Raw genomic sequence first — 14252 nt, 5'->3', positions numbered from 1 at the left:
GCGTATTGGTCCGGTCGGGCAAGTTGCCCGGGACCGCTCGCGGGGCAGAAGGGGCGTGGGAGGAATCATGACGCTGCGCCTGGGGCTTGGTCTGCCGCAGATGAAGAAGTTCGACCCGAGCTGTGACGTGACCGCCGCGGCACGGGCCGCCGAGGAGTGCGGATACGACAGCGTGTGGGTCTTCGAACGCACTCTGGTGCCCGAGGATCCCGTCGACGGCATGTACGGGGTTGCCGGCCGCCCGTGGCCGGAGGGGTTCCGGCACGTCGCGGACGCGGTGGTCACCCTCACACTCGCCGCGGCCGTGACCGAACGGGTCCGTCTGGGCACGTCCGTCCTGGTGGGGCCGCTGCACCAGCCGTTCGACCTGGCCCGCGCGCTCGGCTCGCTGGACGCCGCGAGCGGCGGCCGTCTGATCGCCGGGCTGGGTACGGGCTGGTCGCGGGACGAATACGCCGCGGCGGGAGCGGACTTCGCCCGGCGCGGCGCCCTCCTGGACGAGCTGCTGGACGTGTGCGAGACGGTGTGGAGCGAGGGCACCTCCGCGTACGAGGGCGTCCGCACCCGTCTCGCGCCGTCCGACGTGGGGCCCAAGCCGCCGCGGGGCCGCGTCCCCGTTCTGCTGGCCGCGAGCAACTCCCGCACCCTGGACCGGATCGCGCGCCGCGCGGACGGCTGGCTTCCTTCGCTGACGCCGCTCGACGTGGTGGCCCGCACCAGGGCCGAGCTGCGGGAACGTGCCGAGCGCCACGGTCGGGACCCGGATGCGCTGACGGTCGTCCAGCGGTGCAGCCTTCAGGTGACGCCGCAGCCGCTCGGCGGGGACCGGCGACGGCACCAGGGCAGCGTCGAGCAGATCGTGGAAGATCTCGCCGAGGGCGTCGCGGCCGGGGTGGACGAGGCCATCCTGGACCTGCAGGGCTCGTCACGTGACGTGGACGAACTCCTCGCGTCGGGGCGGGAGTTGTACGCCGCCGTACGGGAAGCGGGGATGTGACGGCGAGCCGCGGGGCACCGGGCGACGTGAGCCGGACGGAAGCGTGCAGCGGTCGGCAGAATCGGACTCATGACGGCCACCTATGACGTTCTCGGGATGATCCTGACCGAGCACGAGTTCTCGTTGCCTCTGGACCACGGCGACCCGCACGGCGAAAGGATCACCGTGTTCGCGCGGGAGGTCGCGCGCCCCGGCGGGCGCGACCTCCCCTTCCTCGTGTACCTGCAGGGAGGGCCGGGCCAGGAGGCGCCCAGACCCACCGCGGCTCCCACCGCTCCGGGCTGGCTGGGCCGGGCGCTTCGCGACTACCGGGTCCTGCTGCTCGACCAGCGCGGCACCGGCCGGTCCACGCCCGTCGGCGTGCTGCCCGGAATGACACCCCGGCAGCAGGCCGGCCGTCTGAAGCACTTCCGCGCGGACGCGATCGTGCAGGACGCGGAACGGATCCGTGCCGAACTGGGTGTGGAGAGCTGGAGTGTGCTCGGGCAGTCCTTCGGCGGCTTCTGTGCGCTGCACTATCTGTGCCGGGCGCCGCACGGGCTGCGTGAGGCGTTCTTCACCGGCGGGCTGCCGCCCGTCGGCCGGCATCCCGACGAGGTCTACCGCGCGACCTACGCGACGATGCTCGATCGCAACCGCCGCTACTACAGGCGCTATCCGGCCGATCACGACAGGGTGCTGAGGCTGCTGGACCTGCTGCGCTCCGGGGAAGTGCGACTTCCGGACGGCGATGTGCTCACCCCTCGCCGGTTCCGCCAGGCCGGCAACGTCCTCGGAATGAGTGACGGAGCCGAGCGGCTGCACTACCTGCTCGAACGGGATCCGTCTTCCCCGGCGTTCCGTCACGACCTCGCCGCCGCGCTGCCCTTCTCCGGCCGCAATCCGCTCTATGCGGTCATCCACGAGGCGAGCTACGCCGACGGTCACGCGACGCGCTGGTCCGCGGAGCGGGTCATGCCTGATGAATTCGCGGAGGACGAGACCCTGTTCACCGGGGAGCACGTCTTCGCCTGGATGTTCACCGACTACAAGGAGCTGGCACCGCTGCGCGAGGCGGCCGAGTTGCTCGCCGGGTACGAGTGGCCCGCGCTCTACGACGCCGGCCGGCTGCGTGACTGCCGGGTGCCGTGCGCCGCGGCGATCTACGTCCACGACGCCTACGTCGACCGCGCCTTCTCCGAGGAGACGGCGCGGCTCATCCCGTCCATGCGCACCTGGATCACCGACGAGTACGAGCACAACGGCCTGCGTGCCGACGGCGACCGCGTCCTCGACCGGCTCATCGGCCTGACCCGCGGTGAGGTCTGACGCCCGGCGGCGCGCTCCCCGGCGCGGGAAGGCGGGACCCGCCAGGACTGCCGGAAGCAGGGCCCGCCCTGCCTCGTGTCATTCCGTCGAGGCGGCCCGCAGCAGCCGCAACTGGCCGATCTCCGCGACGTTCTTCATCAGCTCGGCGTTCACCCAGCCCGCCATGTCCGCCACGGTGCGGCCGGAGTCCCCGGGCCAGGGGAAGGGGGCGGAGGCGTCCAGGTCATCCTCGGTGAAGCCCTCCAGCACGGACACCCATTCCGCGTGCATGCCGCGCAGCCATTCGACGGCCGGCTCCCCCGCTCCCGGCCAGACGATCTCGGTGCGCTCGCGCGGCGTGCGGCCGCACGCATGGTCGGCGGTCACACCCCACCACCAGCCGATGTGCCAGGAGAGCCAGGCGACGGTGGGGACGGGGACGGGATCCGGCTCGCTGTCCGCCCAGTCCGGCACCCAGGCGCCCGCGTCGTCACGGCGCACCGTCCAGCAGTGGGCGGCGGGCTCCCAGAGGAAGTCGGCGGGGGTCAGGCGCTCCAGGTGGTATTCGAAGAGCGACCACGTCAGGTCGAACTGGAAGCGCAGCAGGTCACGTCGGGAAGCGGTCACGGGGAGACCCTCGCACGCGCGCTTCCCCGCCGGGAAACGGATTTCCGGCGGGGCGGCGTGCGAGCAGGGGCGTTCGCCGCGTGGCGCGGCCGTTCAGTCCTCCGGCAGCTCCACCGGCGCGATGTCGTCGTAGACGTCGCCCGGCCCCGGATTGGACGGGTCCGTACCGCCGCCGAGGTGGTGCAGAACGCCCCAGACCGCGTTGAGCGCCGTCTGCACGGCGCCCTCGGCCCATCCGGCCGTCCAGGAGATGTCGTCCCCGGCGAGGAAGAGGCCGCGCTTGTCGGCGGGGAGGCGGTCCTGCATGAAGTGGGTGAACAGCCGGCGCTGGTAGCGGTAGTGGCCGGGGAGGTTGGCCTTGAACGCGCCCATGAAGTACGGCTCGTTCTCCCAGGAGACCGTCAGGGGGCTGCCGGTGATGTGCTTGCGGATGTCGGTCCCCGGATATATCTCGCCCAGCGATTTCAGCATCACCTCCATGCGCTGGTTGGCGTCCAGTGGCAGCCATTTGAGGCTGTCGTCGCACCACGTGTAGGAGAGGCAGATGACCGCGGGACGGTCCGGGCCGTCGTCGAGCAGGTAGGTGCCGCGCGTCATGCGGTCGGTGAGCGTCATGCTCATGGTGTCGCGTCCGGTCGGCTCGCCGTTCGCGTCGGTCTCCGGGTCCAGCCAGAACGGCCGGTCGACGGGGACGAAGAGCTTCGAGGACTCCATGTAGTGGGTGCGTTCGACTGCCGTCCAGTGGTCGATGGGGAGCAGCGCCTCGTCGCAGTCGATCTTGCTGAGCAGCATCCACGACTGGGCGGTGAAGATCGCCGCGCGGTAGGTGCGGATGTCCCCGCCGGCGTCCGTGACGGTGACGCGATTGCCCGCGGTGCGGTGCAGCCGGGTCACGGCGGGACGGTGGGTACGGCCCTCGTGCAGCGAGGCGAGCGACGTGCCGCGTGGCCAGTGCGTGAGCTTGCCGGGCTCGAACTCCCACAGCCGGAGCGGTAGTTGCTGACTGCCACCGATGATGCCGCGGTGGTCGTCGTCGGCTCCGGTGTAGACGACGCGGAGGATCTCCAGGATGGAGTTGGGGAAGTCGGTGTCCCAGCCTCCCGTGCCGAAGCCCACCTGGCCGAAGATCTCGCGGTGCCGGAAGGAGGAGAAGGACGGAGAGTCGCACAGGAACCCGTAGAAGGTCTGGTTGTCGAGCCTCTCCACGAGGCCGGACCAGATCTCCCTGATGCGCGGCACGTCCCGTTCCCTCACCGCGCGCTGCATCTCGGAGAAGCGCGCGCCGTCCTCCAGACAGGTGTTCCAGGCGTCCATGACCTGGTGGAAGACGGGCGGCAGGTCTTCCAGCGTCCGGGCGTAGTGCGTCTGCCCCTTGAGGTCGATCACCGTCGAAGGGGTGTCCGGGGCCAGCGGGTTGGGGAACGGCGCCGTCTCCAGACCGGTCAGCTCGACGTAGTGGCGGAAGGCGGTGGAGGACGGCGGGAAGCGCATCGCGCCCATCTCCGCGGTCAGTTCGCCGTCGCACCCCTCGAAGGAGGCGGTGCGCAGGCGTCCGCCGATCTGGTCGGCCTCGTAGACGACGGGCTTGAGGCCGGCCTTCATGAGCTCGTGGGCGGCGACGATGCCCGACAGTCCGCCGCCGATGACGGCCACTTCGGTGCCGAGTTCCGTGGCGGGGACGGAGCCGATGCCCGCGGGATGGGCGAGGTAGTCGTCGTAGGCGAAGGGGAAGTCGGGCCCGAACATGGTCAGCGGACGGGCCGGGGCCGCCTCGGTCCGCTGTTCCTCGTGGACGGCCGTGGGCACTGTGGACGTCATCGTGCGTGCTTCTCCTGTCGGGTCACGGCAGCCCGACTCCGCGCAGGGGGCGGGGAGTTCGGGCATGCCGGGGTTGCGGTGGCGCGGTCGGCGGGGGCGGAGCGCGGTGCGGAACGGGCGCGGGAAGGGCGGCTCGTCAGGCCGCGTAGAGGCCGGGACGGCGGTCGGTCAGGTACGGATTCCGCTCGCGGGAGGCGGCCAGCAGGCCGGTGTCCACCTCGGCGACCAGCAACTCCTCGCCACGGCCCGCCCTCGCGGGTACCGAGGCGTCCGGGGCGGCGAGACAGCTCAGGCCGGCGAAGTCGAACTCCCCTTCACGGCCTGCGCGGTTGGCGTACGCGACGTAGAGCTGGTTCTCCCAGGAGCGTGCCGGTACGAGCGTCCGGGGGACGATGTCGTACGGCCTCATCAGGGCGGTCGGGACGGCCAGCAGTTCCGTGCCCGCGAGCGCGTGGGCCCGCACCGTCTCGGGGAACTCCACGTCGTAGCAGACGAGCAGCCCCACCCGGACCCCCTCCAGGTCCGCCTGGACGAGGAGCCGGCCCCCGGGTGTGTAGTGGGCCCGCTCGTAGCCGCCGTACAGGTGGGTCTTGCGGTAGCGGGCGAGCGTCCTGCCGTCCCTGCCGACGAGGGCGACGGAGTTGTGGACCGCGTCCGCGTCGCGCTCCGGGTGGCCGTAGACGATCGCGACGCCGTGACGGGAGGCGATGCCGGCGACCGCGCGAGCCGAGGGGCCGTCGGCGGTCTCGGCCACGGCTGCCACATCGTCGCCCAACGCGTAACCCGTCAGCGACAGTTCGGGCGTGACCAGCAACCGCGCCCCCGCGGCGGCGGAGCGCCGGGCGGCGTCGTCGAGCGCGGCCAGGTTGCCCTCGACGGGCCGGGGCCCGCCGGCGGGGCCCTGGAGCAGTGCAACGCGCAGCGACGTCATGGAACCTCTGACTCGGGTGGTGCGTACGCGGGCCGGAGCCGGGCGCGTACAGACGTGCGGGGGTACGTTTCGACGGTACGGGGCCGCCAGGCGGCGGACAACACACATCTGTTGCGCATATGGACGCTGTTCGTTGCGCCGATAAGCGCTCGCGCGGCGATTCGTTGCACCGGTACGAAGCGCGAGGTCCGGCCCCCACCCGCGTTCAGCGTGGGGCGCCCGCCGTGTAGCGGCGGAGGAGGGGCGAGAGGACCAGCACCGACTTCGTGCGCTCCACGAACGCCTCTCCCGCGATGCGCTCCAGCACCTGCTCGAAGTGGCGCATGCCGGCGGCGAATACCTGGACCACCGCGTCGGCGTCGCCCGTGACGGTGGAGGCGGAGGCGACCTCCGGGTAGCGGGCCAGCGCTCGCCGGATGTCGTCGGGGGCCGTCTTCGAGCGGCAGTACATCTCGATGTAGCCCTCCGTCTCCCAGCCGAGCGCCGCGGGGTCCACACGCACCGTGAAGCCGGTGATGGCGCCTTCCTCGCGCAGCCGGTCCACGCGGCGTTTGACGGCGGGAGCGGAGAGGCCGACCGCCGCGCCGATGTCCGCGTAGGAGCGGCGGGCGTCCTCGGCGAGGACGTGGACGATCGCTTCGTCGAGTTCGCTGAGAGGCACCGTGCGCGTCTCACTCTTCCGTGCTGGCTGTGGGCGCCTCGGGCCCGGGGGCGTTCCCCAGCCGGGAGCGGCGCATTCCGTAGCCGAAGTAGACCACAACGCCCGCCGCCATCCACACGCCGAACACCGCCCAGGTGACGGCGTCGAGGCTGTACATCAGCCAGAGGCACAGCCCTGCCCCCGCCAGCGGCACGAGCGGCGAGGCCGGCACCCTGAACGTCCGCCGCATCGTGGGACGGGTGCGGCGCAGCACCAGGACGGCGACGTTGACGAGGCCGAAGGCGAAGAGCGTGCCGATGCTGGTGGCGTCGGCGAGTCTGCCCAGCGGCACGGCCGCCGCCAGCGCCCCGCAGAACAGCGACACGATGACGGTGTTGGCCCGCGGGCTCCCGCTCCCGGGGTCGACCCTGGAGAAGACTCCTGGGACCAGGCCGTCCCGGGACATCGCGAACAGGATGCGGGTCTGCCCGTACAGCACCGTCAGGACGACCGAGGCGATGGCGACGACTGCGCCGAAGGCCAGCAGCACCGGCCAGACGTCCTGGCCGGTGACGTGGCGCAGGACGGCGGCGAGCCCCGCTTCGGTTCCTTCGAAGTCCCTCCACGGCTCGGCGCCCACGGCGACCGCGGCGACGAGGCAGTACAGCGCGGTGACGACGGCGAGGGAGAGCAGGATGCCCCGCGGCAGGTCGCGTTGCGGGTTCTTCGCCTCCTCTCCTGCCGTGGAGGCGGCGTCGAAGCCGATGTAGGAGAAGAAGAGGGTGGCGCCGGCGGCGCTGACGCCGGCCGCGCCCAGCGGCATGAAGGGCTGGTAGTTGCCCGCGCGGACGCCCATGGCGGCGACGCCGCAGAAGAGCAGCAGGGCGGAGACCTTCACGGCCACCATGACGGTGTTGGCGCGGGCGCTCTCCTTCGCGCCGCCGAGGAGGAAGACCATGGCCAGCAGCACGACCGCCAGCGCCGGCACGTTGAACAGCCCGCCCTCGCCGGGCGGTGCGGACAGCGCCTGAGGGAGGCTCACCGCGAAGGCGCCGCCGAGGAGTTCGTCGATGTACTGGCCCCAGCCGACCGCGACCGCCGCGACCGAGACGCCGTACTCCAGCAGCAGGCACCATCCGCACACCCACGCCACGAACTCGCCCATGGTGGCGTACGCGTAGGAGTAGGAGGAGCCGGCGACGGGGATGGTGCCTGCCAGTTCGGCGTAGGAGAGCGCGGAGAAGAGCGCGGTGAGGCCCGCGAGCATGAAGGAGACGACGACGGCGGGCCCCGCCTCGGGCACGGCCTCTCCGAGGACGACGAAGACGCCGGTGCCCAGCGTCGCCCCGATGCTGATCATGGTGAGCTGCCAGAGGCCGAGGCTGCGGCGGAGGTCGCCGCCCGCACCGTGGCCGCTCTGCGCGACGAGCGCCTCCACCGGTTTGCGGCGCAGGAGCCGCGCGGCGGCTCCCCGGGGCGCTGGGGTCTTCAGCGGGGAGGACGGCTCGGCTCCCTGGTCCGGCACGGCTCGGTCTCCTCGCGCTCGGTCGTGCGTAGCGCACCGACCCTACGAGTCACGGGGCGCGGAGCAGCGGGAGGACGGCGCCGCGCGGGTGCGGCGCCGCGCCGGGTTCCCCGCCTGCCGGGGCCGCGGGTGCCGGTCATACGGCCATGCGGTCGTGCGGTCGTGCGCAGTCCAATCGTGCGGCTGTGCGGTCGTCCCGTCGGAGCAGGACGCGTCCGGGGATCGCCGGGCGCCCTCGCCGCCGCTGTCCGGTCCTCACGCGGGACGGGGACGCTCGACGTCACCCCGCGGCGTCACGCCGGCTGCGTCACGGTGGCCGCCCGGGCGGGACGGTTCCTGACCGGCCTCGTCACCTGCCTGGCCACGCACGACGGCATCCCGGACGTCGCGAGCGCCGCCTCCCGCCGGTAGGTGCTGGGCGGCATGCCGACGAGCTCGGTGAAGCGGGTGCTGAACGTGCCCAGCGAGGAGCAGCCCACCGCGAAGCAGACCTCGGTGACGCTGAGGTCACCTCTGCGCAGGAGTGCCATCGCGCGCTCGATCCGCCTCGTCATCAGGTACCCGTACGGGGACTCGCCGTACGCGAGGCGGAACTGGCGGCTGAGGTGGCCGGCCGACATGTGCGCGCCGCGTGCGAGCGCCTCGACGTCCAGCGGCTGCGCGTACTCCCTGTCGATGCGGTCCCGGACGCGGCGCAGCACCGCGAGGTCGCGCAGGCGCTGGGCCTCGGGTGTCGGGCGGTTCGACGGCATGTCCGTATTCTCCCGGGCGGGCTCCCGGATCGTCCACTTCCGCGCGGACTCGCGCAGCGGTGGGCGGGCCCGGCGTCATGCCCGGACCCGTCCCGTCACATGGCGCCGGAGGCCCTCTTCCGTTCAGCCGCCGACGTACGCGGCGAGGTGCTCGCCGGTGAGGGTGGAGCGCGCGGCGACCAGATCGGCGGGCGTCCCCTCGAAGACGATCCGGCCGCCGTCGTGCCCGGCGCCGGGCCCCAGGTCGATGATCCAGTCGGCGTGCGCCATGACCGCCTGGTGGTGCTCGATGACGACGACGGACTTGCCGGAGTCCACCAGCCGGTCGAGCAGCCCCAGGAGCTGTTCGACGTCGGCGAGGTGGAGGCCGGTCGTCGGCTCGTCGAGGATGTAGACGCCGCCCTTCTCTCCCATGTGGGTGGCCAGCTTGAGCCGCTGCCGTTCGCCGCCGGAGAGCGTGGTGAGGGGCTGACCGAGCCGCAGGTAGCCCAGCCCGACGTCGGCGAGGCGGCCGAGGATGCGGTGCGCGGCCGGCGTGCGCGCCTCACCGGAGCCGAAGAACTCCCCTGCCTCGGCCACCGACATCGCCAGGACCTCGCTGATGTCGCGTCCTCCGAGGTGGTGGGTGAGGACCGACGCCTCGAAGCGCTTGCCCTCGCACTCCTCGCAGGTGGTGGCGACGCCGGCCATCATCGCCAGGTCGGTGTAGATGACGCCCGCACCGTTGCAGGTGGGGCAGGCGCCCTCGGAGTTGGCGCTGAACAGTCCGGGCTTCACGCCGTTGGCCTTCGCGAACGCCTTGCGGACGGGGTCGAGGAGGCCCGTGTAGGTGGCCGGGTTGCTCCGCCGCGAGCCGCGGATCGCGCCCTGGTCGATCGCCACGACGCCCTCGCCGGCCGTGCCGGGCTTCTTCATCAGCGAGCCGTGGACGAGCGAGCTCTTGCCGGAGCCGGCGACGCCGGTGATCACGACGAGCGCCCCCAGCGGGATGTCGACGTCCACGCCTCGCAGGTTGTGCGTCGTCGCACCGCGGATCTCCAGCGCTCCGGCGGGCTTCCGGACGTTCTGCTTCAGCGCGGCCCGGTCGTCGAGGTGGCGGCCCGTGACGGTGCCTGCCGCGCGCAGCCCTTCGACGGTGCCCTCGAAGCAGACGGTGCCGCCCTCCGTCCCGGCCCCGGGGCCGAGGTCGACGACGTGGTCGGCGACCGCGATCGTCTCGGGCTTGTGCTCCACCACGAGCACCGTGTTGCCCTTGTCGCGCAGCCGCAGCAGCAAGTTGTTCATGCGCTGGATGTCGTGGGGGTGCAGGCCGATGGTGGGCTCGTCGAACACGTAGGTGACGTCGGTGAGCGACGAGCCGAGGTGGCGGATCATCTTGACGCGCTGCGCCTCGCCGCCGGACAGCGTGGCCGAGGGCCGGTCGAGGGAGAGGTAGCCGAGGCCGATCTCCACGAACGAGTCGAGGGTGCGCTGCAGCGTGGTCAGCAGCGGCGCGATGGAGGGCTCGTCGAGGCCCCGGACCCATTCGGTCAGGTCGCTGATCTGCATGGCGCAGGCGTCGGCGATGCTGATGCCCTTGATCTTCGACGAGCGGGCCGCCTCGCTGAGGCGGCTGCCGCCGCACTCCGGGCATGCCGCGAAGGTGACGGCCCGTTCCACGAAGGCCCTGATGTGCGGCTGCAGGGACTCCTTGTCCTTGGAGAGGTAGGACTTCTGGATCTTGGGGATCAGCCCCTCGTAGGTGAGGTTCACGCCGTTGACCTTCACCTTGCTCGGCCCCCGGTAGAGGAAGTCGTGCATCTCCTTCTTGGTGAAGTCGCGGATCGGCTTGTCCGGGTCGAGGAAGCCGGACTGGGCGTAGAGGCCGACCGTCCAGACGTTGTCCGACTTCCAGCCCGGGATCGTGAACGCTCCCTCGGCGATGGACTTGGAGTCGTCGTAGAGCTGGGTGAGGTCGATGTCGGAGACCGTGCCCCGGCCTTCGCACCGCGTGCACATGCCGCCGGTGCGGCTGAAGGTGACCTTCTCGGCCCTGGACTTGTCGGCGCCGCGGTCGACGGTGACGGCACCGCTGGCCTTGACGGAGGCGACGTTGAAGGAGAAGGCGTTGGGCGAGCCGATGTACGGCTTGCCGAGGCGGCTGAAGAGGATGCGCAGCATGGCGTTGGCGTCGGTGGCGGTGCCGACGGTGGAGCGGACGTCGCCTCCCATGCGCTGCTGGTCGACGATGATCGCGGTCGTCAGCCCGTCGAGCACGTCGACCTCGGGCCGGGCCAGCGTCGGCATGAACCCCTGCAGGAAGGCGCTGTACGTCTCGTTGATCAGCCGCTGCGACTCCGCGGCGATCGTGCCGAAGACCAGCGAGCTCTTTCCCGAGCCGGAGACGCCGGTGAACACCGTCAGCCGGCGCTTCGGGATCTCGATGCTGACGTCCTTGAGGTTGTTCTCGCGCGCGCCGTGCACGCGGATCATGTCGTGACTGTCGGCGTCGTGTCCCGCCGGCGGCTGTGCGTCCGTCCTCGTGGGCTGGCTCATCGTGTCTCCATCCGGGAGGCGGGAGTGCCGCCCTCGCGGTCTGTGGTGCGGCCGGTGTCGCCTGAAGCGAGCTGACCGTTTCGAGCAGTAGGTCTGGTTCTACTTCGCCGGCGCGGCCCCGGCAACGGTCTGCCGTCGATCGGACCGGCGGATTCCGGTGTCGGGGCCGTGGCGGCGGCCGCCGCCGCGGAAGGCCGCCGTCGCCGTGGTGCTCAGCTCAGCTGCTGGATGCGGAGCAGGTTGCCCGCGGGGTCGCGGACCGCGCAGTCGCGCACGCCGTACGGCTGCTCGGCCGGCTCCTGGACGACCTCGGCGCTGCCGGCCTGCACGCGCTCGAAAGTGCCGTCGAGGTCGTGGGTGGCGAGGACGAGCGACGCGTAGGTGCCCTTGGCCATCATCTCGGTGATGGTGCGGCGCTCGTCCTCGGTGACGCCGGGGTCGGCCGCCGGCGGATACAGCACGATGGACGTGCCGGGCTGCCCGGAGGGGCCGACGGTGATCCAGCGCATCCCCTCGTACCCCACGTCGTTGCGGACCTCGAAGCCGAGGGTGTCGCGGTAGAAGGCCAGGGAGGCGTCCGGATCGTCGTGCGGGAGGAAGCTCGCGTGAATGGTGATGTCCATGGCCGTCACGCTAGCCGCGGCCGGCCCGGCGGGCTTCTCGATTCCTGACCGGTCGGGACGGGCTCCGCGATCGGTCGGACCGGCCCGCGCGGGCCGTGGGCGACGGCTTCGGCTTCATGGGCGGTGCGGAAGGCACCTGGCCCAGGAGCGGTCCTCGGTGAGGTAGGCGTCCAGCCTGAGGCCGGCCTCGGCGAGGGCCGTCTCGAAACGCGAGGTGCTCAGGGCGTGCGAGACGAAGGTCTGGGTCCAGTGGGCGTCCTCGAAGTCGTAGCGCAGGCACGTCCTGGAGACGTTCTCCTCCAGCGGCTCCAGCGAGACGACGGTGACGGTCATCGCTCCCCTGCTCCACGTGCTCCCCGGGCTCAGCGCCTGGTGCAGCCCGTCGGGTTCACGCTGGACGAGGACGCATCCGCCGGGCGCGACGTGGCGGGCGCAGGTCCGCAGCAGCCGCCCCCGGTGGGCCTCGTCGGCGGTGTTGACGAGGAAGGAGGCGAGCGTCACCACGTCGAAGCGCCGCCCGAGGTCGAGGCCCTCGATCGCGGCGTGCACCGTCGGCGCTCCGTCGATCTTCGCGAGCATCGCCTCGGACTCGTCGACGGCGGTGACCGCGAAGCCGCGCTCCAGCAGCGGCCGTGTCATCCGGCCCGCTCCGGCGCCGAGTTCGAGGAGGGTGGCGCCGGGCGGCGCGGCCGCGGCGATCACCGCCGTCTCGCCGTTCTCGGGGAGCCTGGCGTACATCTCCACCGAGCAGCCGTCGGGGGTGAATGCGCCGCTGCCGCTGCCGCTGTGCCCGTCACGGGAGTAGGTCGTCATACTGCGCATCGCAGCATCCGTACGCCCCGTCCGGTAGTGATTCGCGTCAGGACGAAAGCCGACCGGGCCGGGGGCCGGTGTTCACCAACTGGCGTGCAGCGGCTTGCCTTCCGCGTAGCCCGCGGCGCTCTGCACGCCCACGACCGCCTTCTCCGAGAACTCCTCGAGCGACGCGGCTCCCGCATAGGTGCAGGAGGAGCGCAGACCCGCGACGATGGCGTCGATCACGTCCTCGACTCCCGGGCGTGCGGGGTCGATGAACATCCGCGACGTGGAGATGCCCTCCTCGAACAGCGTCTTGCGGGCCCGGTCGTACGCGGACTCCTCGCTGGTGCGGTTGCGGACGGCGCGGGCGGAGGCCATCCCGTACGACTCCTTGTACGCACGGCCGTCCGCGGTCTGCTGCAGATCGCCCGGCGACTCGTACGTCCCGGCGAACCAGGAGCCGATCATCACGTTCGACGCTCCGGCGGCCAGCGCCATCGCCACGTCCCGCGGATGGCGGATGCCGCCGTCCGCCCAGACGTGCTTGCCGAACCGGCGCGCCTCGGCGGCGCACTCCAGCACGGCGGAGAACTGGGGGCGGCCCACGCCCGTCATCATCCGCGTGGTGCACATCGCGCCGGGGCCGACTCCCACCTTGACGATGTCGGCACCGGCCTCGACGAGGTCGCGCACACCGTCGGCGGCGACGATGTTGCCTGCCACGACCGGGACTTGGGGCTTGAGCGCCCGTACGGCCCGGAGCGCTTCGATCATGCTCTCCTGGTGGCCGTGCGCCGTGTCCACGACGAGGGTGTCGACGCCCGCGTCCAGCAGCGCGCGGGCCTTGCCCGCCACGTCGCCGTTGATACCGACGGCTGCGGCGACGCGCAGCCGCCCGGCCGCGTCGGTGGCCGGAGTGTAGAGCGTGGCCCGCAGGGCGCCCTTCCTGGTGAGGATGCCCGCGAGGCGGCCGTCGGCGTCGACGGCGGGGGCCAGCTTGCGGTGGGCGGCGTCCAGTTGGGCGAAGGCCTCGCTCGGATCGACGTCGGCCTTGAGGACGAGCAGGTCGCGGGACATGACCTCCGACAGCTGCGTGAACCGGTCCACGCCCGTCAGGTCGCCCTCCGTGACGACACCCACCGGCCGTCCCTCCGAGATCACGACGCCCGCGCCGTGTGCGCGCTTGGGCAGCAGGGACAGCGCGTCGGCGGCCGTCTGCGTGGGCGCGAGCGTGATGGGGGTGTCCAGCACCAGGTGACGGCGCTTGACCCACGCCGTGACCTCGGCGACGACGTCGATGGGGATGTCCTGCGGGATGACGACGAGTCCTCCGCGGCGGGCGACGGTCTCCGCCATGCGCCGCCCCGCGATGGCCGTCATGTTCGCGACGACCAGCGGGATCGTCGTGCCGCTGCCGTCGGGGGAGGCAAGGTCCACGTCCTGCCGCGAGCCGACGGCGGAGCGGCCGGGCACCATGAAGACGTCGTCGTACGTCAGGTCGTACGGGGGCCGCTGATCGTTCAGAAATCGCATACCGACTCTCTCACCTGCGTTGGCACATCCGGGCGGGTGGGGAGTCCGAGCGGCCGGCGTCCGGCTGCGGATCCTTTGTCCATCATCGCCGATCGCGGGCGGAACCGGCCAGGCGGGGGCGCCGGAGGGACGGAGACCCGGACAACCGGCGTGACCGGAAGGCCCCTACGCGGCCGGACGCGGGCC

The 14252-nt window shown here is 71.9% G+C and carries 12 protein-coding genes; 2 read left to right on the top strand and 10 right to left on the bottom strand.

Features of this window, described 5'->3' with window-relative positions; all coding sequences use genetic code 11:
* The first annotated feature begins 67 nt into the window (after positions 1-67).
* Entirely contained in the window at positions 68-997 is a 930-nt protein-coding gene (locus IEY56_RS01400; RefSeq protein WP_189035168.1) for an LLM class F420-dependent oxidoreductase, read from the top strand.
* A 69-nt stretch (positions 998-1066) separates the two neighbouring features.
* Entirely contained in the window at positions 1067-2305 is a 1239-nt protein-coding gene (locus tag IEY56_RS01395) for an alpha/beta fold hydrolase (RefSeq protein ID WP_189035167.1), read from the top strand.
* 78 nt (positions 2306-2383) lie between these two features.
* Here IEY56_RS01395 and IEY56_RS01390 read toward each other — a convergent pair whose 3' ends face one another.
* From IEY56_RS01390 to IEY56_RS01345, 10 genes are all read right to left on the bottom strand, one after another.
* The gene (locus tag IEY56_RS01390) at positions 2384-2911 is read right to left on the bottom strand and encodes a DinB family protein (protein WP_189035166.1); all 528 of its coding nucleotides are present in this window, start codon (positions 2909-2911) and stop codon (positions 2384-2386) included.
* A gap of 93 nt (positions 2912-3004) precedes the next feature.
* Positions 3005-4729: a flavin monoamine oxidase family protein gene (locus IEY56_RS01385; RefSeq protein WP_189035165.1), complete on the bottom strand. Its 1725-nt coding sequence runs from the start codon at positions 4727-4729 to the stop codon at positions 3005-3007.
* A 136-nt stretch (positions 4730-4865) separates the two neighbouring features.
* Positions 4866-5660 (bottom strand): carbon-nitrogen hydrolase family protein, encoded by a 795-nt coding sequence (locus IEY56_RS01380; RefSeq protein WP_189035164.1) that lies wholly within the window; start codon positions 5658-5660, stop codon positions 4866-4868.
* 205 nt (positions 5661-5865) lie between these two features.
* Complete coding sequence (locus tag IEY56_RS01375; RefSeq protein WP_189035163.1) at positions 5866-6321, bottom strand: Lrp/AsnC family transcriptional regulator; 456 nt, start codon at positions 6319-6321, stop codon at positions 5866-5868.
* 10 nt (positions 6322-6331) lie between these two features.
* The gene (locus tag IEY56_RS01370) at positions 6332-7825 is read right to left on the bottom strand and encodes an amino acid permease (protein ID WP_189035162.1); all 1494 of its coding nucleotides are present in this window, start codon (positions 7823-7825) and stop codon (positions 6332-6334) included.
* Between the two features lie 293 nt (positions 7826-8118).
* Complete coding sequence (locus IEY56_RS01365) at positions 8119-8577, bottom strand: helix-turn-helix transcriptional regulator (protein WP_189035161.1); 459 nt, start codon at positions 8575-8577, stop codon at positions 8119-8121.
* Between the two features lie 123 nt (positions 8578-8700).
* Positions 8701-11112, bottom strand: coding sequence for an ATP-binding cassette domain-containing protein (locus IEY56_RS01360; protein ID WP_189035160.1), 2412 nt, complete (start codon positions 11110-11112; stop codon positions 8701-8703).
* Positions 11113-11324: 212 nt separating this feature from the next.
* On the bottom strand, positions 11325-11735 hold the full coding sequence (locus IEY56_RS01355; RefSeq protein WP_189035159.1) for a VOC family protein: 411 nt from the start codon (positions 11733-11735) through the stop codon (positions 11325-11327).
* A gap of 114 nt (positions 11736-11849) precedes the next feature.
* The gene (locus IEY56_RS01350) at positions 11850-12548 is read right to left on the bottom strand and encodes a class I SAM-dependent methyltransferase (RefSeq protein WP_189035158.1); all 699 of its coding nucleotides are present in this window, start codon (positions 12546-12548) and stop codon (positions 11850-11852) included.
* 81 nt (positions 12549-12629) lie between these two features.
* Positions 12630-14066, bottom strand: a complete 1437-nt coding sequence (locus IEY56_RS01345) for a GuaB1 family IMP dehydrogenase-related protein (RefSeq protein ID WP_189035157.1) — start codon at positions 14064-14066, stop codon at positions 12630-12632.
* Positions 14067-14252 lie beyond the last annotated feature (186 nt).

Origin of the sequence: Streptomyces daqingensis (assembly GCF_014645895.1) — a bacterium.
GTDB classification, from domain to species: domain Bacteria; phylum Actinomycetota; class Actinomycetes; order Streptomycetales; family Streptomycetaceae; genus Streptomyces; species Streptomyces daqingensis.
Note: the sequence above shows the minus strand (reverse complement) of the source record. Positions and strands in the feature narration are given on the sequence as shown.

Coding starts and splice junctions, on each gene's coding strand:
- IEY56_RS01380 (WP_189035164.1), bottom strand. CDS start 5,660: ATGACGTCGCTGCGCGTTGCACTGCTCCAGGGCCCCGCCGGCGGGCCC.
- IEY56_RS01395 (WP_189035167.1), top strand. CDS start 1,067: ATGACGGCCACCTATGACGTTCTCGGGATGATCCTGACCGAGCACGAG.
- IEY56_RS01350 (WP_189035158.1), bottom strand. CDS start 12,548: ATGACGACCTACTCCCGTGACGGGCACAGCGGCAGCGGCAGCGGCGCA.
- IEY56_RS01355 (WP_189035159.1), bottom strand. CDS start 11,735: ATGGACATCACCATTCACGCGAGCTTCCTCCCGCACGACGATCCGGAC.
- IEY56_RS01400 (WP_189035168.1), top strand. CDS start 68: ATGACGCTGCGCCTGGGGCTTGGTCTGCCGCAGATGAAGAAGTTCGAC.
- IEY56_RS01385 (WP_189035165.1), bottom strand. CDS start 4,729: ATGACGTCCACAGTGCCCACGGCCGTCCACGAGGAACAGCGGACCGAG.
- IEY56_RS01360 (WP_189035160.1), bottom strand. CDS start 11,112: ATGAGCCAGCCCACGAGGACGGACGCACAGCCGCCGGCGGGACACGAC.
- IEY56_RS01365 (WP_189035161.1), bottom strand. CDS start 8,577: ATGCCGTCGAACCGCCCGACACCCGAGGCCCAGCGCCTGCGCGACCTC.
- IEY56_RS01345 (WP_189035157.1), bottom strand. CDS start 14,066: ATGCGATTTCTGAACGATCAGCGGCCCCCGTACGACCTGACGTACGAC.